Consider the following 26,458-nt stretch of genomic DNA (forward strand, 5'->3'; position numbering starts at 1 on the left):
GTCACGAGATTGTCAGACGTCCGTCCGATTCCGCCACGGGAACAGGTTGGCCGGGAAGTCGGCGGCCGGCTTGCGCGGCCGATGCGGCGGAGGCGGGACCGGACGTGCGCCCGGATCGGACGCGATCACCTTGCGGTAAAGGTGCCACGTGGCGTGCCCGAGCAGCGGGACCACAACGGCGAGGCCGAGGAAGGCCGGGAGCGTGCCGAGCGCGAGCAGCACCGCCACGATCAGGCCCCAGGCTGCCATCGGCACCGGGTTTTTCGCGACAACGCGCAGCGAGGTGCTCATCGCCTCGAACGCGCCGGCATGACAATCGAGCATCAAGGGGAATGACACGACGCTGAGGCACAGTGCGGCGAGCGCGAACAGAAATCCGGTGCCGCAGCCAACCACGATCAGCCACCAGCCTTGCTGCGTCGTCAGCACGCGCATCATGAAGTCCGAGAATCCGGTGACGCCCTCGTAGCCGAACGCCGCGATATAGATCGCCTGCGCGGTCGCCACCCAGGTGACGAACAGGGCGAGCAGCAACGTACCGAGGCCGAGCATCGCGCCGAACGACGGCGATCGCAGCACCTCCATGGCATCCCAGGCGCTGGCCGGTTCATAGCGCTCGCGCCGGCTGGAAAGCTCGTAGAGCCCGAGCGCAGCGAAGGGCCCGATCAGCGCGAAGCCCGCGGCGAGCGGAAACAGCAGCGGCAGCACCGAATAGCCCATCACCACACGGGCGAGCACGAGGCCGAGCACCGGGTAGATCACGCAGAGGATGATGGCGTGGCTCGGAACGGCCTTGAAATCCTCCCAGCCGCGCCTGAGCGCGTCGTGCAGATCGGACAATTGTATGGTTCGGATCACCGGTCCAGCCTCATCCGTGGGCTGGGCCATCGTGGGGACATTGCCCTGGTAGAGTGTGGCCATGGTCGCTAGCTCCCTTGCCAAGCGGCTGCATCCGGCGCCGGCAAACGGCGCAAGCGGCCGCCCATTCTCTTGAAATCCCACGATCCCGACCAGACGCGAATTCCGGATGGATCGCGAGCTGAACGGCAAGCATACTCCCAAGTCCGAGTCCTGTCCCTCACGCTTGGGTGAAATTTCGATGCCGCGACGCAATCAATGCGGCGTCATTCTGTCGTCATTTCGCCGCAGATAAGCTGATGCTGCTGTCCGTTCGCGCAACTTCGCGGGCGCGGCGCACCAACTTCGTCTATAAGTGCCACGCAAGGCCCTTCCAACGGATTCCTTTTCGGGGAGCAGACATGAGCATTTTCGGGAAAATCATCAGCGCGATCTTCGGCGGCCAGCCGGCCTCCGCTGCGCCGGCCGGTGGCGCCGCTTCGCCGGGCGCCCCCGCAGGGTCGGCAAGTCCTTCGGCGCCGGCCGTCGCACCCATGGCTGCGGTCGACGTGGCGGCGATCGTCGACAAGGCGGCCGCCGCGCACAAGGGCGAGAAGCTGGAATGGCGTACCTCCATCGTCGACCTCATGAAGGCGCTCGACATCGATTCCAGCCTCGCTGCGCGCAAGGATCTCGCCAAGGAGCTGGGCTACAGCGGCGACATGAACGACTCGGCGAGCATGAACGTCTGGCTGCACAAGCAGGTGATGTCCAAGCTCGCCGCTAATGGCGGCAAGCTGCCGCCGGAGATCAAGCACTGACCGGACCTGGGGTAGTGCCGCAGGGGCCCGCGATCGCCGCGGGCCCTTTTGCATTCAGGCGACCAGATCCGCATCCTCCGGATGCCGATCGAGATAGTCGACGACGAAGCCGCAGCCGGCGATCACCTTCTTGCCGTCGCGCCGGATCAGGTCGAGCGCGCCCTTGACCAGCTCGGAGCCGATGCCGCGCCCGCGCAACGCGCGCGGCGTCTCGGTGTGGGTGATGATTACGGCCGACGGCGTCAGCCGGTAATTGGCGAAGGCGATGTCGTCGCCGACATCGAGCTCGAAGCGGCTCCTGTCCTTGTTGTCGCGTACCGAAGCCGCCATGCGGGGTCCCTCCGAACTGCAGGTGCCTCCTGATCTAGGAGGCTGACACGGCCCTTGCCAAGGTGGGACCAGGGGAGATTGGCGCAGATGAGATATCTGCAAATGCGCGCCGCCCTGACCGCACTGCGGTATGGCCATGGCGCCCGGCGAGCATGGTCCCGCGGCTCCGCAAATAATTCCGATACCGCTCTTGTAAGCCGGAGTTCGGTTCCCACGTCCTTGAAAGGACATACGCCCGAATGCGGCCGGCAGGGTCGCTAGACATTCGGCGTGTCATGATCGCCAGCCGCAGACGTATGCCTCTTCTGCAGGAGGGTACGATGTCGGACTCTGGTTTCTTTAGTACTCATCGAACATGGGAAGACTGGTGTGGGATGCTGCTGGGTGCGGTGATCGTGGCCTCGCCGTGGTTCCCGATCCAGGATCAGGCGATCTCCGGTCACCAGACGGCCATCCTGAACACGGTCGCGATCGGTCTCGTCGTATTTGGCATCAGCCAGCTCGAATATGTCGCCTTGCAGCGCTGGCAGGAGGTGATGACGATCCTGGCCGGACTGTGGCTCATCGCCTCGCCATACGTGATCGGCTATTCCGGTGAGGGATTTCTCCGCATCTATCACACGACCCTCGGTGCGGTGGTGGTGCTGCTCGGCATTCTCCAGCTATGGCAGGACTGGGATATGAATGACCAGGACTTGCTCAAGCACGGACAATAGACCGTAAGTACGGCAGGCCCGCCGGCCACGAGCGGCGGGCCTGTGCACTCACCGTGTCACGAGATCCGCATAGTCCGGGTGCTTGTCGATCCACGCCTTCACGAACGGGCATTGCGGGATCAGCTTCAATCCGTCGGCGCGGACCTGGTCGAGCGCGCCTTGCACCAGCTTCGAGCCAATGCCCTTGCCGCCAAGCTCCTTCGGCACGTCGGTGTGCTCGAAGGTGATGACACCGCCGTCGAGCCGGTAGTGCTCGGTCGCAAGATGACCCTCCACGTCGAGCTCATAGCGGTGATGGGCCTTGTTGTTGATGACGTCGCTCATATCATTGCCTTGCAGCTGCCGGCCTCGCGCACGAGATCGTAACGCGCGGTCCGGCCGGGGTTTCCAATCCGAAGCTGTTCCGTTCAATCGGTCGCTTTGGCGAGCCTGGAATCTTCGGCCTGTGGCTGCGGGCGGAGGCAGCCCTGGCAGATGACCAGGGAGCGGCTGACCCTGGCGTCCTGTTCGGCCTCGATGCCATCCTGCGCCTGCCACCGTTCCTTCGAATGGGGCTGAGCGTCGGCTTGCAACCTGTTGCGCTCGGAGCGGCTGGAGGTTCGTGTCGGCTGCGAGGCGGCGCGGGGCCGGTTGGGATCCTCGCCGGCGCCATCCCAGGCATAACGCGCAGGCTTGACGGCGAGATCGGATGCCAGATGCGCTTGCGGAGTCGCGGCACATCCGGCGAGCGCCAGTGACAACAGAAGGAGGGCAGGCGCTTTGACCATGATGCGGCACTCTGTACGCGAGAACTGAGCGAGGTTGCGTCGATCATGTTTAAGATTTCCTGAACGATATCGTTTGTGGTTGCGACCAACACCAATGCGATATCTGATCCTCCTGCTCAGCTTGCTCGTGACCGGCGCGCGTGCCGACGACGCAAAGCCGTTCAATCCGGCCGATTATCCGCCCGGCGTGCAGAAGGCTGTGCGCTACGCCAACGAGGAATGCGAGAGCCAGCAAGGCGGCGAGGTGACCTTCGCGCATGATACGGTGCGCAGGATCGACCTGACCGGCGATGGCCGCGAGGACTACATCGTCGATTTCCAGGACACCAAATGCGGCGATCGCGAGACGACCTATTGCGGAACCGGCGGTTGCGTCATGAAGATCCTGGTGACGCTGCCGGATGGCAGCGTGCGCGAGGTGTTCGACGGCTACGTGCTCCGCTATAAGATCATGGCCCCGCCAGTGAAGCGCGGCGCCGCGCGCACCATCCGCTTCGATCTGCATGGCAGTTTCTGCGGCGGCTTTGGTCCGCAAGCCTGCTGGAAGACCAAGGCCATCACGGCGACGCCTTTTGCGTTCCAGCAGTAGGCCAAGTCCGCGGCACCCGGCCTTGCAGGGCCGCTGGCGATGGCGATAAATGGGCTGCAATGAACGGACGGCTTGCGTGCCGCCCGTCGTCGAAGAGGAAGCCCGATGCAGCCCCTGCGCATGTCCCGCCGCGTCATGAATCTCGCCTATATGCTGACCCAGAATGCGCGGCGGCATGGCGCGCGTCCCGGCTTCGTCTGGGGGGACAAGTCCTGGACCTGGCGCGAGATCGATGCGCAGGTCTCCGCCCTGGCCGCGGCGCTCGCCGCGCGGGGCATAGCCAAGGGCGACCGCATCCTCGTCCATTCCAAGAATGGCGATGAGATGTTTGTCTCGATGTTCGCCGCGTTTCGGCTCGGCGCGGTCTGGGTGCCCACCAATTTCCGTCTGATGCCGGATGAGGTCAGCTATCTCGCGCAGGCCTCCGGCGCCAAGGCGTTCCTGTGCCATGTCGATTTCCCCGAGCACGCCGCGGCGGTGAAGGACGGTGCGCTGGAGTTCACCTGGAGCGTCGACGGCAAGGCCGCGTTCGGCGAGCGCTCGGTGGCCGATGCGATCGCCTCGCACGCGGGCGCCGTTGTGGAGAATGTCGCCGTCGAGCATGACGATCCCTGCTGGTTCTTCTTCACCTCCGGCACCACTGGACGCTCCAAGGCGGCCGTGCTCACCCACGGCCAGATGGGATTCGTCGTTACCAATCATCTCGCCGATCTGACGCCCGGCACGACCGAGCAGGATGCCTCGCTGGTGGTGGCACCGTTGTCGCACGGTGCCGGCGTGCACCAATTGATGCAGACCGCGCGCGGCGCGCGCACCGTGCTGCTGCCGACCGAGAAATTCGACATCAACGAGGCGTTCCGCCTGATCGAGGCGCATCGCGTCAGCAATCTCTTCACCGTGCCGACCATCCTGAAGATGATGGTCGAGCATCCCGCCGCCGGCAAATACGACCATTCCTCGCTGCGCCACGTCATCTATGCGGGCGCGCCGATGTATCGCGAGGACCAGAAGGCGGCGTTGAAGAAGCTCGGCAAGGTGATCGTGCAGTATTTTGGCCTCGGTGAGGTCACCGGCAACATCACCGTGCTGCCGGCGGCGCTGCACGACCCGGAGGACGGCCCGCACGCCAGGATCGGCACCTGCGGCTTCGAGCGCACCGGCATGCAGGTGTCGATTCAGGACGATGAGGGCCGCGAGCTCAAGGCTAACCAGAGCGGTGAGATCTGCGTGATCGGGCCTGCCGTGTTCGCCGGCTATTACGACAACCCCGAAGCCAATGCGAAGGCGTTCCGCAATGGCTGGTTCCGCACCGGCGACCTCGGCCACATGGACGAGGAGGGTTTTGTGTACATCACAGGACGTGCGTCGGACATGTACATCTCCGGCGGCTCCAATATCTATCCGCGCGAGATCGAGGAGAAGATCCTGACCCATCCCGGGATCGGCGAGGTCGCCGTGCTCGGCGTGCCCGACGCGACCTGGGGCGAGGTCGGTGTCGCCGTCTGCGTTGTCCGAGAAGGCGCGAAGGCGGTGACCGAAGCGGAGATGGCGGCGTTCTTGTCGCCGAAAGTGCCGCGCTACAAGATGCCGAAGCGCTTCTTCTTCTGGGACGCGCTGCCGAAATCGGGCTACGGCAAGGTGCCGAAGCGCATGGTGCGCGACGAGCTCGAGGCGCGCGGGCTGCTCGACCTCGACAAGGCGAGCTGAGCGCACCAGATGCGGAGCATCAAGCAGCCGGGCGCGCCGCTTCCCGAACGCATTCAATGGGTGGAGGCGAGGGGACGCGCTTTCTCGTTCACACTTCAGGCCGGTCTGCCGCTGCTGGAGGCCGCGCGGCGCGGCTTTGCCGCGGAGGGCTTCGCCGGCGGCGTGCTGAATTTTCGCCATGGCGCGCTCGGGCCGTTCGCCTATGTCATGCCGGCGCTGTCGAAGACCGGTGAGAATGCGGCGTTCTACAGCGATACGTTCCGGCCCGCCGGCGTGACGCGTTTGAGGCTCGGCAGCATGACGCTCGGCACGCGCGACGCTGCGCCGTTCTTTCATTGCCACGGACTGTGGACGGAGGCTGACGGCAAGACGAGCGGCGGCCACATGATGCCGGACGAGACCGTCGTCGCCGAGCCGTTCGAGGTCGAGGCCTTCGGTCTCGACGGTGCGATGTTCACGGCCGAGCATGATGCGGAGACCAACTTCAAGCTGTTCGGACCGGTCGCGGCTGCAAGCACCGGCGTGCGCACGACGAGCCGCGCCTTCGCGCTCCGCCTGCGCCCGAACCAGGATTTTGCCGGCGCACTCGAAGCGTTCTGCCGCACGAACGGCATCGCCCGCGCGAAGATCCATGGCGGCGTCGGATCGACCATCGGCGCGCGCTTCAGCCATGGCGGCGTGACCGAGCCGTTTGCGACGGAGCTGGCGATTACGGCAGGGACAATCGCGCCCGGCGCCTCCGGCGCGCTGGAAGCTGCGCTCGATGTCGCCCTGATCGACTACACCGGCGGCGTTGCGGAGGGGCGTCTGATCCGTGGCGACAATCCGGTACTGATGACGATGGAGCTGGTGCTGGAGGCAGGGGACTAGCTCGTCAGCCGTAAGGGAGTGGGTGCAAGATAGCGCTTTTGCAATCCGGATGTTCCTGTCATGTTCCGTTGCGGATGCGAGTAGCGGCAGGACGTCATGGCACGAAGAGGCAATCGAACGATCAACCTTCCAGCGCCGTATCTGAAGCGGGTATGGCTCGACCCGTCGCAGGTTCGCGACCGCGAAGCCTATCCGTTTTGCTTGCCCGTCTTCCCTGATGATTTCGAGCTTAGCTTCGACAGCCCCATCACGATCATCGTTGGAGAGAACGGTACCGGGAAGTCGACCATCCTCGAAGGCATCGCAGCGCTCGCCGGCTATGACGATGCCGGTGGCGGCAAGGGCTACAAGCCGGTCGATCATTCCGAAGCGCGCGAGGAGATGGGCGGCCAACTCTCCAAGGCGCTGCGCGCAAGCTGGCTGCCGAAGATCACCAACGGCTGGTTCTTTCGTGCGGAGAGCTTTTTCTCGGTCGCGCGATATCTGGACAAGGCTGCGCGCGACGCCGGCCAGGTCGGTCCCGATTTCTTGTCGCACTCCCATGGCGAAGGTTTTCTGCGCTTCTTCGAGGAGCGTTGCCAGCGCCAGGGCATCTTCATCTTCGACGAGCCGGAATCGGCGCTGTCGCCGGCGCGCCAGATCGAATTCCTCAAGCTACTGCGGCGCATGGAAGACTCCCGCATCTGCCAGGTCATCATGGCAACGCATTCGCCGATGCTCATGGCCTATCCCAACGCGCGGCTGCTGCGGCTCGGCAAATACGGCCTGGAGCCTGTCACGGTGGAGCAGACCGACCATTACCGGTTGATGCGTGAGTTTTGTGTCGATCCGCGCGGGTTCGTGGAGGCGACGCTGGGGGAGTAGGCGAGGGGATCCCCTAACAGTAGCTCTCTCTGTCGTCGTTGCGAGCGCAGCGAAGCAATCCAGAATCTTTCCGCGGCAGCAGTCTGGATTGCTTCGCTGCGCTCGCAATGACGGAGTGTGGAGCAGCAGTGCGCCAACTCCCGTGTCCCGGTCAAGCTGCAACGCGTGAGCATTGCGGCGCAGAGCCGGGACTCAGAAAGCCGCAGCATCGCGGATGCATGGGCTCCGGTTCTGCAGCGCATCACCATAGCGTCGAAGACGCGCGTGAACGCGCTTATGGTGCTGCGCAGCGTCTGTGACACGAGACCGTTATCAATTCGCTGGCGCGGCTTCACATCCTCGCGGCAGAGTCCGCCCGAGCTTTGCTGCATTCGCCACCCTCGAGAGTGCCGAGGGCGCAGGGAAGGCCGGGCGCCGGCTGGCACCCGCGGTCCACTGTGCGAAGCGTGTGCTTGAAAAAGCTGCACAGCGGCATACAGGTGAAGCCAAACATCCGGCCTTCCCTGCGCAGTGGGTTGACGGCTTATGTCGTGCTCTCCCCGGGGAGCGATGCACTATTGCCCCCGTCGCCTTGCGGATGACTGACGGTGCGGGCCCGGTCGGCCCGCAACGTCACCGCAAGCCTTGGCGCACAGACCCCGGGCGCCAGGACCACACGATTTTGCCGTACGCAGACTGCGCCCGTCGTGTGCGCGCCTCGCCTGCTCACGGAGTGATCCGCCCTGCAAACCGCTTGCGCGCGACGCTGCCTGCGTCCACCACCTCCCATCCCGCGTTCGTGACGATCGCGATGCGCCCCTCGGCCCGGGTTGGGGTGACCGCAACATGCGATAATTCCGAATTCGCGTAAAGCGAATTATTTCGGCTTGGCCAGGTTGACCCCGGTCTGGTGTTTTGCCCGTCGACCAACCCAATCAATGGTGTGCATTGGCTTTGCCACCGCCGTGCCACGAACGGGTCTCCCCATGGCCCAAAAATGCGCTAGCATGACCTCAGCGCGTGTTCCAAGTCGCGCAGATTGAGAAACGAGGAAACGAGATGAGGATGAGAAGCGGACCGGCGATCGCCGGGGTGGCGGCGCTGGCGGTGGCGGGGATGGCTCTGATGACCGCCTTCGAGCCGGTCTGGGCCCATGGGCCGACGCGGCAGAAGGTGCGGGAATCCATCGAGATCAACGCGGCCCCCGCCAAGGTGTGGGCGGTGATCGGCAATTTCCAGGACATGAGCTGGCTTCAGCCGGTCACCAAGACCGAAGGCGAGAAGGGCAACGAGATCGGCGCCACGCGCAAGCTGACCCTGACGGGCGGCGGGACGGTCGAGGAGGAGCTCTACAAATACGAGCCCGACATGCAGAGCTATTCGTACCGGATCACCAAGGTCGACGTGAAGGTGCTGCCTGTGACCAATTATTCCTCGACCCTGACGGTCTCGCCCGCGCCTGATGGCAAGGCCAAGCTGGAATGGGCCGGCGCGTTCTATCGCGGCTATCCCAACAACGACCCGCCGCCGGAGCTGAGCGACGAGGCCGCGATCAAGGCCGTGAGCGGGCTGTACAAGGCCGGGCTCGAGGCGCTCAAGAAGAAGATCGAGAGCGGCAGCTGATCGTGCGAGCGCTGGTTCTGGCGGCGCTCGCCGCCAGCCTTTGTTACGCCGGCTTTGGAAGCGCGCGCGCCGACGAGGCGTTCGTCACCAACCAGCTCAGCGAAGATCTGATGGTGGTGGATCTCGCTGGCGCGCGCGGCGTTGCGACCATCCCAATCGGCGGCAAGCCGGCCGGCGTCGCCGTCAGCGCCGACGGGCGCTTTGCCTATGTCACGAGCCCGGATGCCAAGGCGGTGACGGTGGTCGACGCTGCCACGCGGCAGGTCGCCGGCCGCGTCGAGGTCGGCGGCGGGCCGCTCGGCATTGCCGTGGCGCCCGATGGCAAGACGGTCTATGTCGCCGATTGGTACGCGGCCGCGGTGCGGGTGATCGATACGGCCTCGCGCAGCGTTGTCGCGAGCATCGCGGTCGGCGCCTCGCCGTCGGGTCTTGCGGTGACGCCCGACGGCAAGCTGCTGCTCTCGGCGGACCGCGACGACGACAGCGTCTCGGTGGTGGAAACGGCAACGCGCCAACGCAAGGCCGTGATCAAGGTCGGCACCCGCCCGTTCGGCGTCACCATCGATGCCGAGGGCAAGCGCGCCTACACCGCCAATGTCGGCTCCGACGATGTCTCCGTGATCGATATCGCGGAAGGCCGCGAGATCGGCCGCGTGCCGGTCGGCATGCGCCCATATGCGGTGGCGCTGACGCTAGGCCGAGGCTTCGTCACCGACCAATATGGCGGCACCGTCAGCGTGTTCGACCTGGCGAGCCTCAAGCCGGTCAAGCGCATCCATGTCGGCGACTATCCCGAAGGCATTGCGGCGACTGCCGACGGCAAGCGCGTCATTGTCGCCTGCTGGGAAAGCAACACGCTAAGCATCATCGATGCGGCCGAGCTCAAGGTGATCGGCGAGATCAAGACCGGCGACGGCCCAAGGGCGTTCGGGGCGTTCCTGCGCAGGACGGAGTAGTTCGTCACAACCCGAGGCCGTTGCTCCGGCCGGCCGAATTCAAGCGGCCATTCCGCCAGAGCTCAATTGACGTTCTGCGCTTCCAAGATCGTGTTCTCCGGCGCGCCTCGGTCGGTCCAGTCCGGCGGCAGCCCGATTCTTTCTCCGGCCAGGCCTGCCAATCCTGGCGCCCGGCCGAATGTTTCGCAGATCGCTTCCTTGGGCGCACCACCGAGAGAGGCGCTCAATCTGTCGACGGAAGGCGGCGTGGGGACCTTCCCGAACGGGCTCTCCGCGGCAACGAGAAACCTCCCGAAATCGCTTCCGAAAGCCTCGGCCAGGTCATAGGCGTCGCCATCGCTCGATACACGCGGAGCGCTGGTGAAGGAGTTCGCTCCGCGCGCCCAGATCATGGCCGCCTGTTGGTTGCCGCTGCGGTCACGGGCCTCGGCCTCGACGGACAGGCTTCCCAGTCCGATCGGAAGGCGCGGCACCGGAATGGGCACGCCGGGAGCGACGATGGACGGCACGACGCTCGCGACCTTGGAGACGCCGGCTGCCGCCGCATCGGTCGGCGCAATCTGTGTGATGACGGCGCGAACATTCAAGTCCGCAGCCTCCGTGGGAGCTACGATCCGGAAGCGCTCGCTGAGCGCAAGACACATCGCTCTGTTGATTGCGTTCTTGATAAGCCTGCGCTGCTGCGGCGTGAACGGCTGGCTGGCTGCGGTCGCCGTGAACGCGGTCGGCTCGATGCGAGCGGTCTTCGCGGCGAGAACATCAGCCTTGCTGATCCGGAGCTGCGACTTGGTCAAGAGACCATCGGACGGCGTGAGATCGTCGTAGGAGGCCAGCGACCCCGCTCGTTCCAGCGGAGCCGCCGCGCAACCGGCGGCCATCGAGCTCAAGACCGCAACTGCGAGCCACCTCATGGCGAGGGAACGAGACCGGTCGCCACTCCCTGGGCCACGCGCCGGGACTGCGCGACGGGCAGGGGAGAAGGTGCGGCGCCCGGCGCCGAGGCGAGCATGGGCTGCCAGGTCACGTTCCAGCGCGCCAGCGTGGCACCGTTGCCATCGAAAACCAGGTCGAGAAAGGCCAGGGTGAGCTCGGCCGTCGCGAGCTTCACCTTCGGGTTGAGCGCCGGACCACCGGTAAACGAGCGATCGGTGAAGATGCTGTGCGAGCCGCCTTCGAACACGGCAAGCAGCTTGCGCGGTGTGGCAATGGCGTTGAAGACCTCCAGCCGGTCGGCAGCGGGTGAGTAATATCCGGGGATCTGGATGACGTCCTTCGTCGCCGTCACGTGCAGGGTTGGAACGGTGATCCTGCTCAACACCGAGGCAAGATCGGGTTCGCCATAGAATGGAGGGGCCGAAATGACGATGGCGGCGGCAAAGCGCGGGTCGCGCGCCTCGACCCACTTGCCGTCGCGCATCACGCGGGCGCCAACCGCAACAAGCGCCGTGTTCGCCCCATAGGAATGCCCCGCCGCCATGATGCGCCGGCGGTCTACGTGGGCACCATGGGGACTCGACAGCATGCGATCCAGGGCAAAGCGCAGATCCAGGGCTCGCGCCAGCGCCTCGCTCTCGTGAGTGGCACGCTGCAGGCGGTCCACGACGGCGAGGGGATTGCCCGGCCAGAGCGAGGAATCGCTGCCGGCATGCTGAACATGCAGGCTGGCGACGCCGCGGGCCGACCAATATCGCCCCAGATAGCTGTAGCCCCGGCGAGAGCCGCCGAGCCCATGGGAGAACACGATGAGCGGCACGCGCGATCCCGGCGCAACATCCGCCGGCCAGTGCAGGCGCGCCGGAACGGGCCGCGAACGCGCCGGATCGACCCAGTCGAAGTCGACGACCGCGGGGGGCGCGGACTGCGCCCGGGCTGGAGGCGCGGCGAGCGTGGCCGTGACGGCGACCGCCAGCAGCGCGGCACCGAACCGCCGTCGGGTCAGGCTTGTCGCTCCGCTCGCACCGTCCGCGCCATTCGCGTGCGCGGATCGCACATGCTGAGAGGAAGTGTCGCTCAACCCGTTCACCATGAAGGCACCTTGTATGAAGTCGCACCGAGTGTAATCGACGTATTGCACTTAGTGTAATTTTGCAAACTGGTCGATTTCATGGCAAAACAGGTCATGAAAAGTTCATCCCGGAAGGAGGAAGGCCTGCGCGAGCGGAAGCGGCGCGAAACGCTGCATCGTATCGCCGAGCAGGGCCTTAAACTGTTTCTGACCAGGGGCTATGATGCCACCACGCTCGACGCGATCGCGGAGGCGGCGGGGATCTCGCGGCGGACGTTCTTCTACTACTTCAAGTCCAAGGAAGAGATCCTCCTGGCGTGGCAGGATGGTGGTTTCAGCGAGACCTTGCGTGCCGCCGTGCTCGAGCAAACGACCAAGCAGTCGCCGCTCGATGCCGCAAGGAACGGCCTGCTGGAGCTGACAGCCCGCTTCCCGGTCGATTACAAGCAAACAAAAGTGATCGAGCGCCTGATGTCCGCGAACGAGTCGCTTCGCATCCGGCAGCAGGCGAAATACGTCGAGAAGGAAGCTGCCGTGTTCGCGGCGCTGTCCCAGATGTGGCCGCAGCCGCATCGGCAGGCTGCGCTGCGCGTGGTCGCCATGATGTCGGTCGGAGCCTTGCGGCTTGCGATGGACAGTTGGAATCGCGACCAGGGCAAGCGGCCCTTGGCCGTCTACGTGAAAGAGGCTTTTGCGTGCCTGAACCGGGAGATCGGAGCGGGAGCCTCGCGCAAGGCTGCCGGTCGATCCGGCGAGTGAGTGAGGGCCGGCCCGGGCTCTCGATGGAAAAGCAATACGGCCGCGCGGTGGTGTTAAGCCCGCATCGGAGCTGTGACGCCGATCAGCGCCGGCGCGATGTCACGGATGTGCTCGAACACATGGTCGGGCCGAAGCGCCGTTAGCGCCGCCGGTGCCGCATAGCCCCAGCACACCGCGCCGCAGGCGATCCCGACCGCCCGCGCCGCGTCGATGTCGCGGACCTCGTCGCCGATCGAGATCACCCTGCTAGGCGCGACGCCGGCGCGGCGGATGACCCGGCGGAATTTCGCGGCCTTGCCGAACAGCGACGCTGCGCAGTCGAAATGCGAGAACAGCGCTGCGGCGTCCCCGAGCTTCTCGCGCGCATTGGCCTCGCTGTCGGACGTCACCAGCGCCAGCTGCACGCCGTTCTCGGCCAGCGTTCGCAGCATCGTCTCGACGTCTGCGAACAGCGAAATCTCGGAAGCCGACTCCGCCTTCAGACGCCGCGCATGCCGCGCGATCGCCGGCAGCTTCCACATGGGCACTTCGAGCTTGGCGAGGATCTCGCGCGACGAGGCGTGGCGCAGCTCCTCGACATCCTCGTCCTTTACGCGGCGAAAGCCGAAGCGGTCCGCGACGTCGTTGATGGTGCGCAGGAACCACGGGAAGCTGTCGGCGAGGGTACCGTCGAGATCGAATATGGCGAGGGAATAGGGCATGAGGCCGGATTTTGAGCTCGCTGACAAGCGTGAGGTCGCCTGCTAATATTCGTGGAGTTCGAGGACAGCCATGCGACACGAGCGGATCGAAATCAACCCTGCGATCGGCCGTTACGTCGTGGTCGACGGGGTTCGATTCCGATCTCGACCCCTGTAGCTCCCTCACCGCAACTTACGAACATCGACATTGATGTCGAGATCGATCTTCGCCACGCAGGTCTGGGTGCTCTTATGCGAGCCGCCTTCATGCCAGCGGCCATCCCGCGCCCGGGCACCACTGACATTGGCCAGCTTCAGGCAGCGCCATTGCGGCAGCGATCCGCTGCTTTCGCCTGCAAACTGCCAAGCCAGCACGGCTTCGTCACCGGACTTGTCGGTGCCGATGATATGCGGACAGAGCTCGCGACGGCGACCCTCGTAGACGCAAGTCACCTGTTGCTCGGCGAGGATCGCGTTCCGAAATAGCGTATAGGTTCGACTGGCTCATTGCTCCCTCCAGATCGATCATCTGGCCTTGCCAACTACTTGAGTGTAGTGATGCGGGACTGGAAGGGTAACCATGCCGATCAATGACACCCAGCTCAGCAAATTTCTGAGCCTGGTCCTGCGCCACCAGCCGGAAACGATCGGGTTGGTGCTGGATTCGCACGGGTGGGCCAGCATCGACGACCTGATCGCCAAGGCAAATGCCGCCGGCACAAAGTTTGGCCGCGATGATCTGCTGCGCGTCGTCGCAGAGAGCGACAAGAAGCGTTTCTCGCTGTCCCCTGGAACTGATCGCATTCGCGCCGCGCAAGGACATTCCGTCTCGGTTGAACTTGGCTTGGCGCCGCAGGAGCCGCCGTCGATCCTGTATCATGGCACGGCGACACGGTTTGTCGAGGCGATCCTGTCCGAGGGCCTGAAGCCGCAGGCGCGCCAGCAGGTGCATCTGTCCTCCGACGAGGCAACTGCGCAGCGTGTCGGTCAGCGCCACGGCAAGCCGCACATCTTCAAGGTCGATGCCGGCAGCATGCATGCCAAGGGATTCAAGTTTTTTCGCGCAGAGAACGGTGTGTGGCTGACCGACCATGTGCCGCCGGAGTTCCTGGCGTAGCTTACGTCCTGGATTTCCAAACGGTCTCCTCGGTCCAGCCGAGTTCGGCGAATTCGGCGGCTCGCAGCGGCGCTTCGCCTTCCGCGAAGAACTCGTCGAGCTGCGGGGGCGCGACATCCGTTTCGCACAGCATGGCATGCGCCTGTCCGCGATGATGAATTTGATGCTGGAAGAGATGCATGAGCAGCCGGTCGCAGCGCTCGGTTTGAACGCTCGTATCGCGGTTGATCCGGACGAAGGCGTCGAGCCGTTCAGTTGTCAGCGCATCGCAGATCGCAATCAGGCGGTTGTCCATTGCGGCCTGGGCAGCTTTGAGCTCGGCTAACGAGGGGTACGGCACCTCGTTCTTCCAGGCTGCCGGTCCGAGCCAGCCCCCTTCAAGCGCATCGATGTAGAAGAAGTCGATGATGTAGATGTGGTTCAGCGTACGCTGCAGGCTTGGAAAGAAGCCGGTGCGGTGGGCTTCGAATTCAGACTGGGATAGCGCAGCGCAGGCGGCGAGCAGGCGATGGTTCGCCCAAGCGTTGTTGTGGGCGAAGGCGCGGTAGGTTTGGACGAGTCCAGCGGACATGTCGGTTCTTTCCCGATCGAATAGTGGCGGATTACGCTCCGCTAATCCGCCCTCAGCCCCGTGGCTTCGATGCAGCGCAATCTACTCCGCCGCCTCGCTCGCGGTTCGCCTCCGCTTCGGCTTCCGCGCCTTCTCCAGCACGGGAGCCAAAAATTTGCCCGTATAGCTTCGCGGCGCCTTCGCAATGTCTTCCGGAGGTCCCCACGCCACGATCTCGCCGCCGCCGTCGCCGCCTTCGGGGCCGAGATCGATGACCCAGTCGGCGGTCTTGATGACTTCGAGATTGTGCTCAATGACGACGACCGTGTTGCCCTGCGCGACCAGCTCGTGCAGGACCTCCAGGAGCTTCTTGACGTCGTGGAAGTGCAGGCCGGTGGTGGGCTCGTCCAGGATGTAGAGCGTGCGGCCGGTCGCGCGCTTTGACAATTCTTTTGCCAGCTTGACGCGCTGGGCTTCGCCGCCCGAGAGCGTCGTCGCTTGCTGGCCGACATGGATGTAGTCGAGGCCGACGCGGTGCAATGTCTGAAAAGTCTCGCGCACGCGCGGCACCGCCTTGAAGAACTCGGCAGCTTCCTCGACAGTCATGTCGAGCACGTCGGCGATGCTCTTGCCCTTGAACAGCACCTCCAGCGTCTCGCGGTTGTAGCGCTTGCCCTTGCAGACGTCGCAGGTGACGTAGACGTCGGGCAGGAAGTGCATCTCGATCTTGATGACGCCGTCGCCCTGGCAGGCCTCGCAGCGGCCGCCCTTGACGTTGAAGGAGAAGCGGCCGGGCTCGTAGCCACGTGCTTTCGCTTCCGGCAGGCCGGCGAACCATTCGCGGATCGGCGTGAACGCGCCGGTATAGGTCGCCGGATTCGAACGCGGCGTACGGCCGATCGGTGACTGGTCGATGTCGATGATCTTGTCGATGTGCTCGAGGCCCTCGATGCGGTCGTGCGGGGCGGCGCCCTCGCTGGCGTTGTTCAGCTTGCGGGCGATGGCGCGGTAGAGCGTATCGATCAGCAGCGTCGACTTGCCGCCGCCGGAGACGCCGGTGACGCAGGTAAACAGGCCGAGCGGAATTTCCGCCGTGACGTTCTTGAGGTTATTGCCTCGCGCATTCACCACCTTGATGGTGCGGCGGTGATTCGGCGGACGCCGCTCCGGCACCTCGACCTCGAGCTCGCCGGTGAGGTACTTGCCGGTCAGCGATTTCGGGTTGCGCATGATCTCGGCGGGCGTGCCTTCGGCGACGATGTTGCCGCCATGCATGCCGGCGCCGGGGCCGATGTCGAGCACGTAGTCGGCGAGACGAATGGCGTCCTCGTCATGCTCGACCACGACCACGGTGTTGCCGAGGTCGCGCAGCCGCTTCAGCGTATCGAGCAGGCGGGCGTTGTCGCGCTGGTGCAGGCCGATCGAAGGCTCGTCCAGCACGTAGAGCACGCCTGTGAGCCCCGAGCCGATCTGCGAGGCGAGGCGGATGCGCTGGCTCTCGCCGCCGGACAGCGTGCCGGAGGAGCGGGACAGCGTCAGATAATTGAGGCCGACGTCGAGCAGGAAGGTGAGGCGCTCGCGGATCTCCTTCAGGATGCGGCCCGCGATCTCGTTCTGCTGCGCGTTCAGCGCCTCCGGCACGGTCTCGAACCATGCGCCGGCGCCCTTCACGGACAGCTCCGAGATTTCGCCGATATGCTTGCCGCCGACCTTGACGCAGAGCGCCTCGGGCTTGAGCCGAAAGCCCTTGCAGCCCTCACAGGGGACGTCGTGGAAATATTTCGCCAGCTCCTCGCGCGCCCACTCGCTCTCGGTCTCACGGTAGCGGCGGTTGATGTTGGTGATGACGCCTTCGAACGGCTTCTTGGTGTCGTAGGAGCGCACCCCGTCCTCGTAGGAGAACTTGATCTCGTCCTCGCCCGAGCCGTAGAGAATCGCGTTTTGCGTCTTCTTCGGCAGATCCTTCCACTTGGTGTCGAGCGTGAACTTGTAGTGCTTGCCGAGCGCGGTCAGCGTCTGCACGTAATAGGGCGACGACGACTTGGCCCAGGGCGCGATCGCGCCCTTGCGCAGCGTCAGATCCTTCTCAGGGATGACGAGGTCTTCGTCGACATGCTGCTCGACGCCGAGGCCGCCGCAGGCGGGGCAGGCGCCGTAGGGATTGTTGAAGGAGAACAGGCGCGGCTCGATCTCGGGGATGGTGAAGCCGGAGACCGGGCAGGCGAACTTTTCCGAGAACAGGATGCGCTCGGGCCCGCTCTTGTCGTGGATTTTCGCGGTCTTCTTCTTTTCCTCCGCAGGCGCAGCCGCCGCGGGCGCATCGGCGAACTCGACGACGGCAAGGCCTTCGGCGAGCTTTAGCGCGGTCTCAAAGCTCTCGGCGAGGCGCTGGCCGATATCGGCACGCACCACGATGCGATCGACCACCACGTCGATATCGTGCGGGAATTTCTTGTCGAGGCTAGGAGCTTCCGCCAGCTCATGGAAGGTGCCGTCGATCTTGACGCGCTGAAAGCCCTTCTTGAGCCATTCGGCGAGCTCCTTCCTGTACTCGCCCTTGCGGCCGCGCACGACGGGGGCGAGCAGATAGAGGCGGGTGCCCTCGGGCAACGCCAGCACGCGGTCGACCATCTGCGAGACGGTCTGGCTCTCGATCGGCAGGCCCGTGGCCGGCGAATAGGGCACGCCGACGCGGGCCCAGAGCAGGCGCATGTAGTCGTAGATCTCGGTGACGGTGCCGACGGTCGAGCGCGGGTTCTTCGACGTCGTCTTCTGCTCGATCGAGATCGCCGGCGACAGGCCGTCGATCTGGTCGACGTCGGGCTTCTGCATCATCTCCAGGAACTGGCGGGCATAGGCCGACAGCGATTCGACGTAGCGGCGCTGGCCCTCGGCATAGATGGTGTCGAAGGCGAGCGAGGATTTGCCGGAGCCGGATAGCCCGGTGAACACCACCAGCTTGTCGCGGGGAATCTCGACGTCGATATTCTTGAGGTTGTGCTCGCGCGCGCCGCGGATCGTAATTGCGCGCAGGCTGGAGCCCGCGTTCTGTTGTTGGCGCTTCGCCTTGATCACTTCATCCATCCGAGTTGCCCTCAAGGAAGCCCAAAGGTGCGCGATCGCGCCAACAAAAAAGGCGCGCTGCGCCCGGAACCGGGATCGGCGCCGATGGGTATGGCAGCGAACGTAGGAAGAACGGCGGCGGATTTCCAGTGGGACTTGCGAATCGTCAACGGATTGTTGGCGTGCTGGCGGGATCTGGCAGCAGGAACGCGCGGAACCGCTCGCGGAGCACCCAGCCAAAACAAAAAGGCCGGCGCGAGGCCGGCCTTTCGTGACGATGTGACGTCGATCGTGATCAGTACTTCGCGACCACCGGGCCACCGAAGGTGTAGTTGAGTCGAACGGTAGCCATGTCCACGTCCTGCTTGATGCTGTCGGTGCGAGTGGTCACGCCGAGGAAGGTGAAGGTCTCGTTGTGCCTGCCCATGAACAGGTGGTTGTATTCGACAGCGACCGACCAGTTCGGGGCGAAGCCGAATTCTATGCCGGTGCCGACGGTACCGCCCCAGCGCGTTTCGTTCGCGGTGTCGAGCGTGACGCCGCCAAAACTACCAGTGTACTTGTTGTGAGTGACGGCAGCGCCGCCCTTCACGTACCAAAGCACGTTGTTCCAGGCATAACCGACCTGGCCAGTGAAGAGGCCAATGGCGTCGATCCTGGTCTCGTTCACCAGCGGCGCGAGCGCGGCAGGCGAGCTGATGTTCGAACCCTTCAGGTCAGCCCAGTCGCCCTGGGCTTCGAGACCGAATACCCAGTTGGCGGACTGCCAGCGATAACCGATCTGGCCGCCGACGAGTGCGCCGGTCGCATTGTGACAACCTTCGGCCACCGCCGGAGCGACCACGAAGGGGCCGACACTGGTGAGATCCCAACAGTTGCGGCTCCAGCCACCGCCGGCGTTGGCGCCGAGGTAGAAACCGCTCCAGTTGTACACCGCGATCGGTGCCACCGGAGCCTTGGTGTAGGGGCGGGCCGCCAAATCGGCGGCCGAGGCCGGTGCCAACGCGCTGAGTGCGAACAAGCTGGCCGAAGCCAGCAAAAGCTTCTTCATATCCATTCCCCACTTCCATTTCTCATTCCGGTCTTCCGGAAAGCGGAAGAGCAGCGGACTTATGACCCAAGCAACGTCATTGCTTTACACCATTGAAGCCAAAGGTTGTGTCACCTAGAGGTCACATCCCTCCGAAAACGCGAGCGAACGGGCGGCCGCAACAAACAAAAAAGCCGGCGCGAGGCCGGCCTTTCGTGACGATGATGCGTCAGAGACGAAGCTCAGTACTTGGCGACGACCGGGCCGCCGAAGTGGTAGTTCACGCCGACCTGCACGGTGTGGAGGTCGAGAGTGCCGGTGTTGACCGGGAAGACGCCCGAGAAGTAGGTCTCGCCGCCCAGGCTGCGATAGAGGTACTCGCCCTTGACCGACCAGTTCGGAGCAAACATCGCCTCGACGCCCGCGCCGACCGTCCAGCCCGAATGGAACTGGCTCTCCGAGAGGCTCAGAACAGGGGGCGCGCTGACGCTGATCTTGTTGTTGATCCAGGCGTAACCACCCGTGGCGTACAGCAGGACGCTCGGGGAAGCGAGCCAGCCGATGCGACCACGCACGGTGCCGAGCGCGTCGATACGCGAACTGACCGTCGTGGGAACGAGGGCGCCACCAAAATCAACAAGACCGGTCGCCGAGGCGTTTACGTCAGCCCACGCGCCATCAGCTTCGATGCCGAACACGACGTTGGAGGTCTGCCAGTTGTAGCCAACGGTGCCGCCGACGAAACCGCCCTGCATGCGCGGATCATCGGAGCTGTTTTCCCAGGCGCCGCCGCCGACGATACCGAGATAGAAGCCGGTCCAGTTGTAGACCGAGGCCACAGGCGCGGGGGCCTTGGTGTAGGGGCGGGCTGCCAGATCAGCAGCCGAAGCGGGGGCCGCAATGGCGAATACACAGGCCGAAGCCAACAAAACCTTCTTCATTTTCAACTTAATCCCAGTCCCAGTTTCTGTTGTTGCGTTCCGTGGCGGAAGGGCAGCGGACTCAAACGGCCCAACTGACGCCGTCTTTACACCACCAAAGCCGCAAGTTGTGTCTCCGAAAAGCCACAACAGTCCAAAAGGTGATGGTTACTGACTTATTTACGTCCAGGCATGTGCCGAAAAAAAGAAGGGCCGGCGCAGGGCCGGCCCTTCCATTTGCTCGCGAAATGAGAGGGATATCAGTACCTCGCGACCAGCGGGCCGCCGAAGCGATAGTTCAAGCGGACCAGACCCATGTCGACGTCCTGACTGATGCGATCGCTCCCGAAGGCAACGCCCGCAGGCGTCGTGAAGGCGATCGTGCGGTCGCCGAGGAAGATGTGGTTGTACTCGACGCCGAGCGTCCAGTTCGGAGCAAATCCGAATTCCAAGCCGGCGCCAACGGTGCCGCCCCAGCGGGTCTCGCGAGCCGACGCCAGCAGCGTGCCGGCGCCAGGCGTGCCAGGAGCGGCATAGACGTCGTACTTGTCCCCGACTACGGCGGCGCCGCCCTTCACATAGAGCAGCACGTTGTTCCAGGCATAACCGACCTGGCCCGTGATCAGGCCAAAAGCATCGATGTGAGAGCGGTTACGATCACCGGTGACCAAAGCGCTTCCAGGGAAGAGGAGGCTGACGTTGTCCCCCGAGAAGTCAGCCCAGTTGCCCTGGCCCTCGAGGCCGAACACCCAATTGGCCGACTGCCAGCGGTAGCCGATCTGACCACCGACCGTGCCGCCGGTCGCATCGTGACAGCCTTCAGCCACCAGAACGCCCGTGACCGGGGTCACGAAGTCCCAGCACTTGCGGCTCGTGCCGCCGCCGCCGTTGACGCCGATGTAGAAGCCGCTCCAGTCGTAAACCGCGGCGACCGCCGGGGCCGGAGCCTTGGTGTAGGGACGCGCAGCCATATCCGCCGCGCTTGCCGGAGCCGACAGCCCCAATGCCATTGCACTGATTACGCCGAAAAGAATCTTATTCATTGCAGTCTCCCCAAGTTTCGTCCGCTTCATGAAAGTCCCTGAAGCGGCTGATCAGACGCGACACCCATATGAATCAATTCCAAGGCAAAGGTAGCCTAAGGAAAGGGCAGAGTCCGTCTCCGGAAAGCCACACTCGCCAGACTATTGACAGGTTCCATCTTGATGAATGTTAAGAGTTTTTTCCTATTCAAGGGAACTCGAAAAGGTTCCATTCGGGGCTGACGTTTTTCGCGGGACGCGGGAAAATGTCTGCCCGCCCATGATGAAGAACAAATCTGGAACAAACGTGCGCGCGATGCTATATGTGGGGATAACCTTGGGGGTGGCAGGCTGATCGGTGTCCGCAAGCGTATAGGGTCGCCCTAGCGGGCGCAGAGGAACGCGGGCAGCGGATTCGCCCTTTTGAGATTCAGTGGCATTCGGAGTGGAGAGCGGCGATGGCGGGAAGCGTCAACAAGGTCATTCTGGTTGGAAATCTCGGCAAGGATCCCGAAATCCGCCGCACCCAGGACGGGCGGCCGATCGCGAATTTGAGCATCGCGACCTCGGAGACCTGGCGCGACAAGAACACCGGCGAGCGCAAGGAGAAGACCGAATGGCATCGCGTCGTGATCTTCTCTGAGCCGCTTTGCAAGATCGTCGAACAGTATCTGAAGAAGGGCGCAAAGGTTTACATCGAAGGCGCGCTCCAGACCCGCAAGTACACCGACCAGAGCGGCGTCGAGAAATACTCGACCGAGGTCGTGCTGCAGGGCTTCAACTCAACGCTGACGATGCTGGACGGCCGCGGTGGCGGCGGCGGAGGTGGCAGCTTCGGCGACGAGCCGGGCGGCGACTTCGGCTCCTCCGGACCCGTCAGCAGCGCGCCGCGCCGTCCCGTTGCCGCCGGCGGCGGCCGCAACAGCGACATGGACGACGATATCCCGTTCTGAGAGGGCGGGATTACTCGACGGAGATGCGGCGGCAACCTCGGCGCCGCTTGCGCCTCCCCGTCAGGAGACATTCCTAATTGACTGAACGGGCTCGGATTTTCCGGGCCCGCTTCATGTGTGGGGTGAGATTCGTATCAAGCCGGGCAAAACGGGCTGACCGGAGGCCCCTTGACGCGTGTTCAGGCCGGCGTTGCGGGCGTTCATGAAGGGCCGATTCCGGGGGCGTGCAGGGCGCTGTTCCGAAGCCGTAAGTTATTGGAAGAATAAGCGGAAAAAGGACTTTCCGAGGGCGGTCAGGGTGGTTATCCGACCCCGGATGCGCTATATGATTCCCAGACAAACCCTCACCGGATTTCCCCTTGGCTGACGACGATAACAAGCCCGGCGACCAGCCGGCGCACCCCTCGGACATTCGCCCCGTTTCGATCTACGAGGAGATGAAGAAGTCCTACCTCGATTACGCCATGAGCGTGATCGTGGCGCGTGCGCTGCCCGATGCCCGCGACGGGTTGAAGCCGGTCCATCGCCGCATCCTGTTCGCGATGAACAATCGCGGCGATACCCCGGATAAGAAGCACAAGAAGTCCGCCGGTGCCGTCGGCGAGGTCATGGGTAAGTACCACCCGCATGGCGACCAGGCGATCTACGACGCCTTGGTGCGCATGGCGCAGGACTTCTCGATGCGCGCGCCCTTGATAGACGGGCAGGGCAATTTCGGCTCGGTCGACGGCGATCCCCCGGCGGCGATGCGCTACACCGAGTCGCGCCTGACCAAGATCGCGCTGAAGCTGCTCGAGGACATCGACGACGATACGGTCGACTTCCAGGACAATTACGACGGCTCCGAAAGGGAGCCGGTGGTGCTGCCCGCCCGGTTCCCGAACCTCCTGGTCAACGGCGCCGGTGGCATCGCGGTCGGCATGGCCACCAACATCCCGCCGCACAATCTCGGCGAGGTGATCGACGCCTGCGTCGCGCTGATCGACAATCCGGCGCTGACGATCGACGAGCTCAACGCCATCATCCCGGGGCCTGATTTCCCGACCGGCGGCATCATTCTCGGACGCCAGGGCATCCGCAGCGCCTATCATCTCGGCCGCGGCTCCATCGTGATGCGCGGCAAGGTCACCTTCGAGACGCTCCGGAAAGAACGCGAGGCGATCGTCATCACCGAGATCCCGTATCAGGTGAACAAGGCGACGATGGTCGAGCGCATCGCCGAGCTCTACAAGGAAAAGAAGATCGAAGGCATCTCCGACCTGCGCGACGAGTCCGACCGCGACGGCTACCGCGTCGTCGTCGAGCTCAAGCGCGATGCCGTGCCCGACGTGGTACTGAACCAGCTCTACAAGTTCACGCCGCTGCAAACGAGCTTCGGCGTCAACGCCGTCGCGCTCGATTCCGGCCGTCCGCAGACCATGAACCTGAAGGACATGCTGACGATCTTCGTCGGCTTCCGCGAGCAGGTCGTGACCCGCCGGACCAAATACAAGCTGCGCAAGGCGCGCGAGCGCGCGCACGAGCAGGTCGGCCTCGCCATCGCGGTCGCCAATATCGACGAGATCATCAAGGTGATCCGGCACTCGCCGACGCCGGCCGCCGCCCGCGAGACCCTGATGACCCGCGACTGGGCCGCGCGCGACGTCGAGGACATCATCACGCTGATCGACGATCCCCGTCACCGCATCAACGAAGACGGGACGATCCGCCTCTCGCTGGAGCAGGCGAGGGCGATCCTGGAGCTGCGCCTGGCACGCCTCACCGCGCTCGGCCGCGACGAGATCGGCGAGGAGCTGTCCAAGCTCGCCGGCGAGATCAGCGATTATCTCGACATCCTGCGCTCGCGCGGGCGCATCCTCGACATCATCAAGACCGAGCTTGCCGAGGTGAAGACCGAGTTCGCCACGCCCCGCCGCACCGTGATCATGGAGCAGGAGGGCGAGGTCGAGGACGAGGACCTGATCCAGCGCGAGGACATGGTTGTCACGGTCTCGCACGCCGGCTACGTCAAGCGCGTGCCGCTGTCGGCCTACCGGGCGCAGCGCCGCGGCGGCAAGGGCCGCTCCGGCATGCAGACCCGCGACGAGGATTTCGTCAGCCGGCTCTTCGTCGCCTCGACCCATACTCCGGTGCTGTTCTTCTCCTCGCGCGGCCAGGTCTACAAGGAAAAGGTCTGGCGGCTGCCGATGGCCGCGCCGAACGCGCGCGGCAAGGCCATGATCAACATCCTGCCGCTGGAGCAGGGCGAGCGCATCACCACCATCATGCCGCTGCCGGAGGATGAATCGACCTGGGGCCAGCTCGACGTGATGTTCGCGACCACGGGCGGCAACGTCCGGCGCAACAAGCTGTCCGACTTCGTCGACGTCCGCCGCTCCGGCATCATCGCCATGAAGCTCGACGACAACGAGGCGATCGTCGACGTGCAGATCTGCACCGAGCGCGACGACGTGCTGCTGACCGCTGCCGGCGGCCAGTGCATCCGCTTCCCCGTCACCGATGTGCGCGTATTCACCGGGCGCACCTCGATGGGCGTGCGCGGTATTGCGCTCGGCGAAGGCGACAAGGTGATTTCGCTGGCGATCCTGCGCCACGTCGACACCACCTCGGACGAGCGCTCGGCCTATTTGAAGATGCGCCGCGCGGTCGCGGGCGAAGCCGCCGCAGACGAGGCGCCGGCCGATGCCGAGGCCGAGGAGACCTCGGGCAGCTTCCAGCTCCCGCAGGAGCGCTATGTCGAGATGTCGGCGCAGGAGCAGGTTGTGCTGACCGTCTCCGTCAACGGCTACGGCAAGCGGACCTCGTCCTACGAGTACCGCACCACCGGCCGCGGCGGCAAAGGCATCGTCGCCATGAGCGTCAACCACCGCAACGGCAATCTCGTCGCCTCGTTCCCCGTGGAGGAGGCGGATCAAATCATGCTGGTCACCGACAAGGGCCAGCTGATCCGCTGCCCGGTCGAAGGCATCCGCATCGCCGGCCGCTCGACGCAAGGCGTGATCGTGTTCGACACCGCCGAGGACGAGCACGTGGTGTCAGTCGAGCACATCACGGAAGAGGCCGAGAACGGGAATGGAGCGAACGGGGAATAGAGGCTGGCGAATCGGGACTCATCCACCCGCCGTTCCTCGCAGCCGATAGTGCCCCCTGAACGAGATCGCGCCCGTCGGGCCATTCCGACGGGCGCGAGCGTCGCGTAGTCTGCGACGAGACGTCACAAATGTTCCTGGGGTCTTGAGGGACCCGCCCGACGCGAACCTGACAGATCCGATTACGGCGTGCGGTTGGCGGTCACGAGGCGGGCCTCGCGGACGTTGGCCTTGGTGCCGGCGCTACGCAGGCAGGACGCTTCGAAGTTCGGCCAGGCCTGCTGCGAGCAGTCACGGCCGATGCTGCGGATGTCGAGCCGGTCGCTCTTGGCCAGCGGCTGCGGCACGCTGGCTTCGACCTTCGGAGCAAAGCCGGGCAGGAGGGTGAGGGCCGCGGCAACACACGCAGACAGAGCGATCGCTGAAATGGTCTTGATCATGACAGTCCCCTGTGATGCGGCCGCCTACGCCCAGTACGCGGCCCGTCATTCGTTGGCCGGATTAGTAACCATGGCCAGTTTCCGGACGTCTTCGCCGATGTGGGAAATGGTTTCGTTCGCGCTCCGTTTTGTTTCGTGGCCGCCCGAGGACGAAACAAACCGGCTGCCGCTGACGCCCAACGGGACATTTTCGGAGGGGCTGGTCCGGAAACGGGCTAGGAACCTGCCCGGCTTGCCGGTCCGGGCGGGGCGCGGTAGGACGGGGCCATGCCGCGCATCGCCTTCTACCCAGGTTCCTTCGACCCCATCACCAACGGCCATCTGGACGTGGTCCGGCACAGCGTTTCCTTGTGCGACAGGCTCGTGGTCGCGATCGGGGTGCATCCCGGCAAGAAGCCGCTGTTCTCGACCGAGGAGCGCCTCAAGATGCTCGAGGAGGTCTGCGGTCCGATTGCGGCGCAGGCCGGCTGCGTGCTGGAGGCGACGACGTTCGACGATCTGTCGGTGACCGCGGCGCGCAAGCACGGCGCGACCATCATGATCCGGGGCCTGCGCGACGGCACCGACCTCGATTACGAGATGCAGCTCGCCGGCATGAACGAGGCCATGGCGCCGGAGGTGCATACGGTCTTCCTGCCGGCCTCTCCCATGGTCCGCCCGATCACCGCCACTTTGGTGCGCCAGATCGCCGGCATGGGCGGGGACGTCTCGGCCTTCGTCCCGCCGCAGGTCGCGGCACAGCTCAAGGCCAAATTCGCCTGAAAACGGCGC

Annotated in this window: 27 protein-coding genes; 13 read left to right on the forward strand and 14 right to left on the reverse strand. The window is 64.5% G+C overall.

The genetic code is table 11. The features are described 5' to 3' along the window. Positions 1-12 precede the first annotated feature (12 nt). A complete protein-coding gene (locus XF30_RS20345; RefSeq protein WP_192893198.1) occupies positions 13-921 on the reverse strand; it encodes a DUF2189 domain-containing protein in 909 nt (302 codons plus the stop codon). 338 nt (positions 922-1,259) lie between these two features. Between XF30_RS20345 and XF30_RS20350 the strand changes: the two genes are divergently transcribed. Then, complete coding sequence (locus XF30_RS20350; RefSeq protein ID WP_109143669.1) at positions 1,260-1,658, forward strand: DUF3597 domain-containing protein; 399 nt, start codon at positions 1,260-1,262, stop codon at positions 1,656-1,658. A gap of 54 nt (positions 1,659-1,712) precedes the next feature. Here XF30_RS20350 and XF30_RS20355 read toward each other — a convergent pair whose 3' ends face one another. After that, complete coding sequence (locus XF30_RS20355; RefSeq protein WP_036044205.1) at positions 1,713-1,988, reverse strand: GNAT family N-acetyltransferase; 276 nt, start codon at positions 1,986-1,988, stop codon at positions 1,713-1,715. Positions 1,989-2,308: 320 nt separating this feature from the next. Here XF30_RS20355 and XF30_RS20360 point away from each other — a divergent pair, with 320 nt between their 5' ends. Then, positions 2,309-2,704: an SPW repeat protein gene (locus tag XF30_RS20360; protein ID WP_192893199.1), complete on the forward strand. Its 396-nt coding sequence runs from the start codon at positions 2,309-2,311 to the stop codon at positions 2,702-2,704. 48 nt (positions 2,705-2,752) lie between these two features. Here the strand turns inward: XF30_RS20360 and XF30_RS20365 are convergent, their stop codons facing one another. Beyond that, positions 2,753-3,028, reverse strand: coding sequence for a GNAT family N-acetyltransferase (locus XF30_RS20365; RefSeq protein ID WP_036028195.1), 276 nt, complete (start codon positions 3,026-3,028; stop codon positions 2,753-2,755). Between the two features lie 83 nt (positions 3,029-3,111). After that, entirely contained in the window at positions 3,112-3,471 is a 360-nt protein-coding gene (locus XF30_RS20370; RefSeq protein WP_109143671.1) for a hypothetical protein, read from the reverse strand. 94 nt (positions 3,472-3,565) lie between these two features. On the opposite strand from XF30_RS20370, the gene XF30_RS20375 reads away from it, so the two are divergent. From XF30_RS20375 to XF30_RS20410, 6 genes are all read left to right on the forward strand, one after another. Beyond that, the gene (locus XF30_RS20375; protein WP_109143672.1) at positions 3,566-4,060 is read left to right on the forward strand and encodes a hypothetical protein; all 495 of its coding nucleotides are present in this window, start codon (positions 3,566-3,568) and stop codon (positions 4,058-4,060) included. A gap of 105 nt (positions 4,061-4,165) precedes the next feature. Then, on the forward strand, positions 4,166-5,767 hold the full coding sequence (locus XF30_RS20380; protein WP_109143673.1) for an acyl-CoA synthetase: 1,602 nt from the start codon (positions 4,166-4,168) through the stop codon (positions 5,765-5,767). A gap of 9 nt (positions 5,768-5,776) precedes the next feature. Next, on the forward strand, positions 5,777-6,637 hold the full coding sequence (locus tag XF30_RS20385; protein ID WP_109143674.1) for a PCC domain-containing protein: 861 nt from the start codon (positions 5,777-5,779) through the stop codon (positions 6,635-6,637). Between the two features lie 96 nt (positions 6,638-6,733). Next, positions 6,734-7,501 carry an AAA family ATPase gene (locus tag XF30_RS20390; protein WP_109143675.1) on the forward strand — a complete coding sequence of 256 codons (768 nt, stop codon included), beginning with the start codon at positions 6,734-6,736 and terminating at the stop codon, positions 7,499-7,501. Positions 7,502-8,539: 1,038 nt separating this feature from the next. Continuing rightward, positions 8,540-9,103 (forward strand): SRPBCC family protein, encoded by a 564-nt coding sequence (locus XF30_RS20405; RefSeq protein ID WP_036044199.1) that lies wholly within the window; start codon positions 8,540-8,542, stop codon positions 9,101-9,103. A gap of 2 nt (positions 9,104-9,105) precedes the next feature. Then, positions 9,106-10,059 carry a YVTN family beta-propeller repeat protein gene (locus XF30_RS20410; RefSeq protein WP_109143677.1) on the forward strand — a complete coding sequence of 318 codons (954 nt, stop codon included), beginning with the start codon at positions 9,106-9,108 and terminating at the stop codon, positions 10,057-10,059. 62 nt (positions 10,060-10,121) lie between these two features. Here the strand turns inward: XF30_RS20410 and XF30_RS20415 are convergent, their stop codons facing one another. Together XF30_RS20415 and XF30_RS20420 are read right to left on the reverse strand one after the other, a co-directional pair. Then, entirely contained in the window at positions 10,122-10,937 is an 816-nt protein-coding gene (locus XF30_RS20415; protein WP_306469099.1) for a DUF3313 domain-containing protein, read from the reverse strand. Between the two features lie 29 nt (positions 10,938-10,966). Next, complete coding sequence (locus XF30_RS20420; RefSeq protein ID WP_109143678.1) at positions 10,967-12,085, reverse strand: alpha/beta hydrolase family protein; 1,119 nt, start codon at positions 12,083-12,085, stop codon at positions 10,967-10,969. Between the two features lie 93 nt (positions 12,086-12,178). On the opposite strand from XF30_RS20420, the gene XF30_RS20425 reads away from it, so the two are divergent. Continuing rightward, positions 12,179-12,823, forward strand: coding sequence for a TetR/AcrR family transcriptional regulator (locus tag XF30_RS20425; RefSeq protein ID WP_036028176.1), 645 nt, complete (start codon positions 12,179-12,181; stop codon positions 12,821-12,823). 53 nt (positions 12,824-12,876) lie between these two features. Here the strand turns inward: XF30_RS20425 and XF30_RS20430 are convergent, their stop codons facing one another. Together XF30_RS20430 and XF30_RS20435 are read right to left on the reverse strand one after the other, a co-directional pair. Continuing rightward, entirely contained in the window at positions 12,877-13,524 is a 648-nt protein-coding gene (locus tag XF30_RS20430) for an HAD-IA family hydrolase (RefSeq protein ID WP_109143679.1), read from the reverse strand. A 162-nt stretch (positions 13,525-13,686) separates the two neighbouring features. Continuing rightward, positions 13,687-13,956 carry a hypothetical protein gene (locus XF30_RS20435; protein ID WP_244608982.1) on the reverse strand — a complete coding sequence of 90 codons (270 nt, stop codon included), beginning with the start codon at positions 13,954-13,956 and terminating at the stop codon, positions 13,687-13,689. 127 nt (positions 13,957-14,083) lie between these two features. Here XF30_RS20435 and XF30_RS20440 point away from each other — a divergent pair, with 127 nt between their 5' ends. Further along, positions 14,084-14,620 (forward strand): RNA 2'-phosphotransferase, encoded by a 537-nt coding sequence (locus XF30_RS20440; protein ID WP_036028168.1) that lies wholly within the window; start codon positions 14,084-14,086, stop codon positions 14,618-14,620. A 1-nt stretch (position 14,621) separates the two neighbouring features. Here XF30_RS20440 and XF30_RS20445 read toward each other — a convergent pair whose 3' ends face one another. The 5 genes from XF30_RS20445 to XF30_RS20465 form a co-directional block, all read right to left on the reverse strand. Next, positions 14,622-15,191, reverse strand: coding sequence for a DinB family protein (locus tag XF30_RS20445; RefSeq protein WP_036028166.1), 570 nt, complete (start codon positions 15,189-15,191; stop codon positions 14,622-14,624). Positions 15,192-15,272: 81 nt separating this feature from the next. After that, positions 15,273-18,254, reverse strand: coding sequence for an excinuclease ABC subunit UvrA (gene uvrA / locus XF30_RS20450; protein ID WP_036028164.1), 2,982 nt, complete (start codon positions 18,252-18,254; stop codon positions 15,273-15,275). Positions 18,255-18,528: 274 nt separating this feature from the next. Next, a complete protein-coding gene (locus tag XF30_RS20455) occupies positions 18,529-19,284 on the reverse strand; it encodes an outer membrane protein (protein ID WP_036028173.1) in 756 nt (251 codons plus the stop codon). Positions 19,285-19,505: 221 nt separating this feature from the next. Beyond that, positions 19,506-20,204, reverse strand: a complete 699-nt coding sequence (locus XF30_RS20460) for an outer membrane protein (RefSeq protein ID WP_109143681.1) — start codon at positions 20,202-20,204, stop codon at positions 19,506-19,508. 239 nt (positions 20,205-20,443) lie between these two features. Beyond that, positions 20,444-21,226 carry an outer membrane protein gene (locus XF30_RS20465; RefSeq protein WP_036028162.1) on the reverse strand — a complete coding sequence of 261 codons (783 nt, stop codon included), beginning with the start codon at positions 21,224-21,226 and terminating at the stop codon, positions 20,444-20,446. 437 nt (positions 21,227-21,663) lie between these two features. Between XF30_RS20465 and XF30_RS20470 the strand changes: the two genes are divergently transcribed. Both XF30_RS20470 and gyrA read left to right on the forward strand, forming a co-directional pair. After that, positions 21,664-22,158, forward strand: coding sequence for a single-stranded DNA-binding protein (locus XF30_RS20470; RefSeq protein ID WP_025036423.1), 495 nt, complete (start codon positions 21,664-21,666; stop codon positions 22,156-22,158). A 359-nt stretch (positions 22,159-22,517) separates the two neighbouring features. Then, on the forward strand, positions 22,518-25,250 hold the full coding sequence (gyrA, locus tag XF30_RS20475) for a DNA gyrase subunit A (RefSeq protein WP_109143682.1): 2,733 nt from the start codon (positions 22,518-22,520) through the stop codon (positions 25,248-25,250). A gap of 179 nt (positions 25,251-25,429) precedes the next feature. Here the strand turns inward: gyrA and XF30_RS20480 are convergent, their stop codons facing one another. Beyond that, entirely contained in the window at positions 25,430-25,687 is a 258-nt protein-coding gene (locus tag XF30_RS20480) for a hypothetical protein (RefSeq protein WP_036012649.1), read from the reverse strand. Between the two features lie 267 nt (positions 25,688-25,954). Here XF30_RS20480 and coaD point away from each other — a divergent pair, with 267 nt between their 5' ends. Beyond that, positions 25,955-26,449, forward strand: a complete 495-nt coding sequence (gene coaD, locus XF30_RS20485) for a pantetheine-phosphate adenylyltransferase (protein WP_036012646.1) — start codon at positions 25,955-25,957, stop codon at positions 26,447-26,449. Positions 26,450-26,458 lie beyond the last annotated feature (9 nt).

Source organism: Bradyrhizobium sp. SUTN9-2, from assembly GCF_003122645.1.
Classification (GTDB): Bacteria; Pseudomonadota; Alphaproteobacteria; order Rhizobiales; family Xanthobacteraceae; genus Bradyrhizobium; species Bradyrhizobium yuanmingense.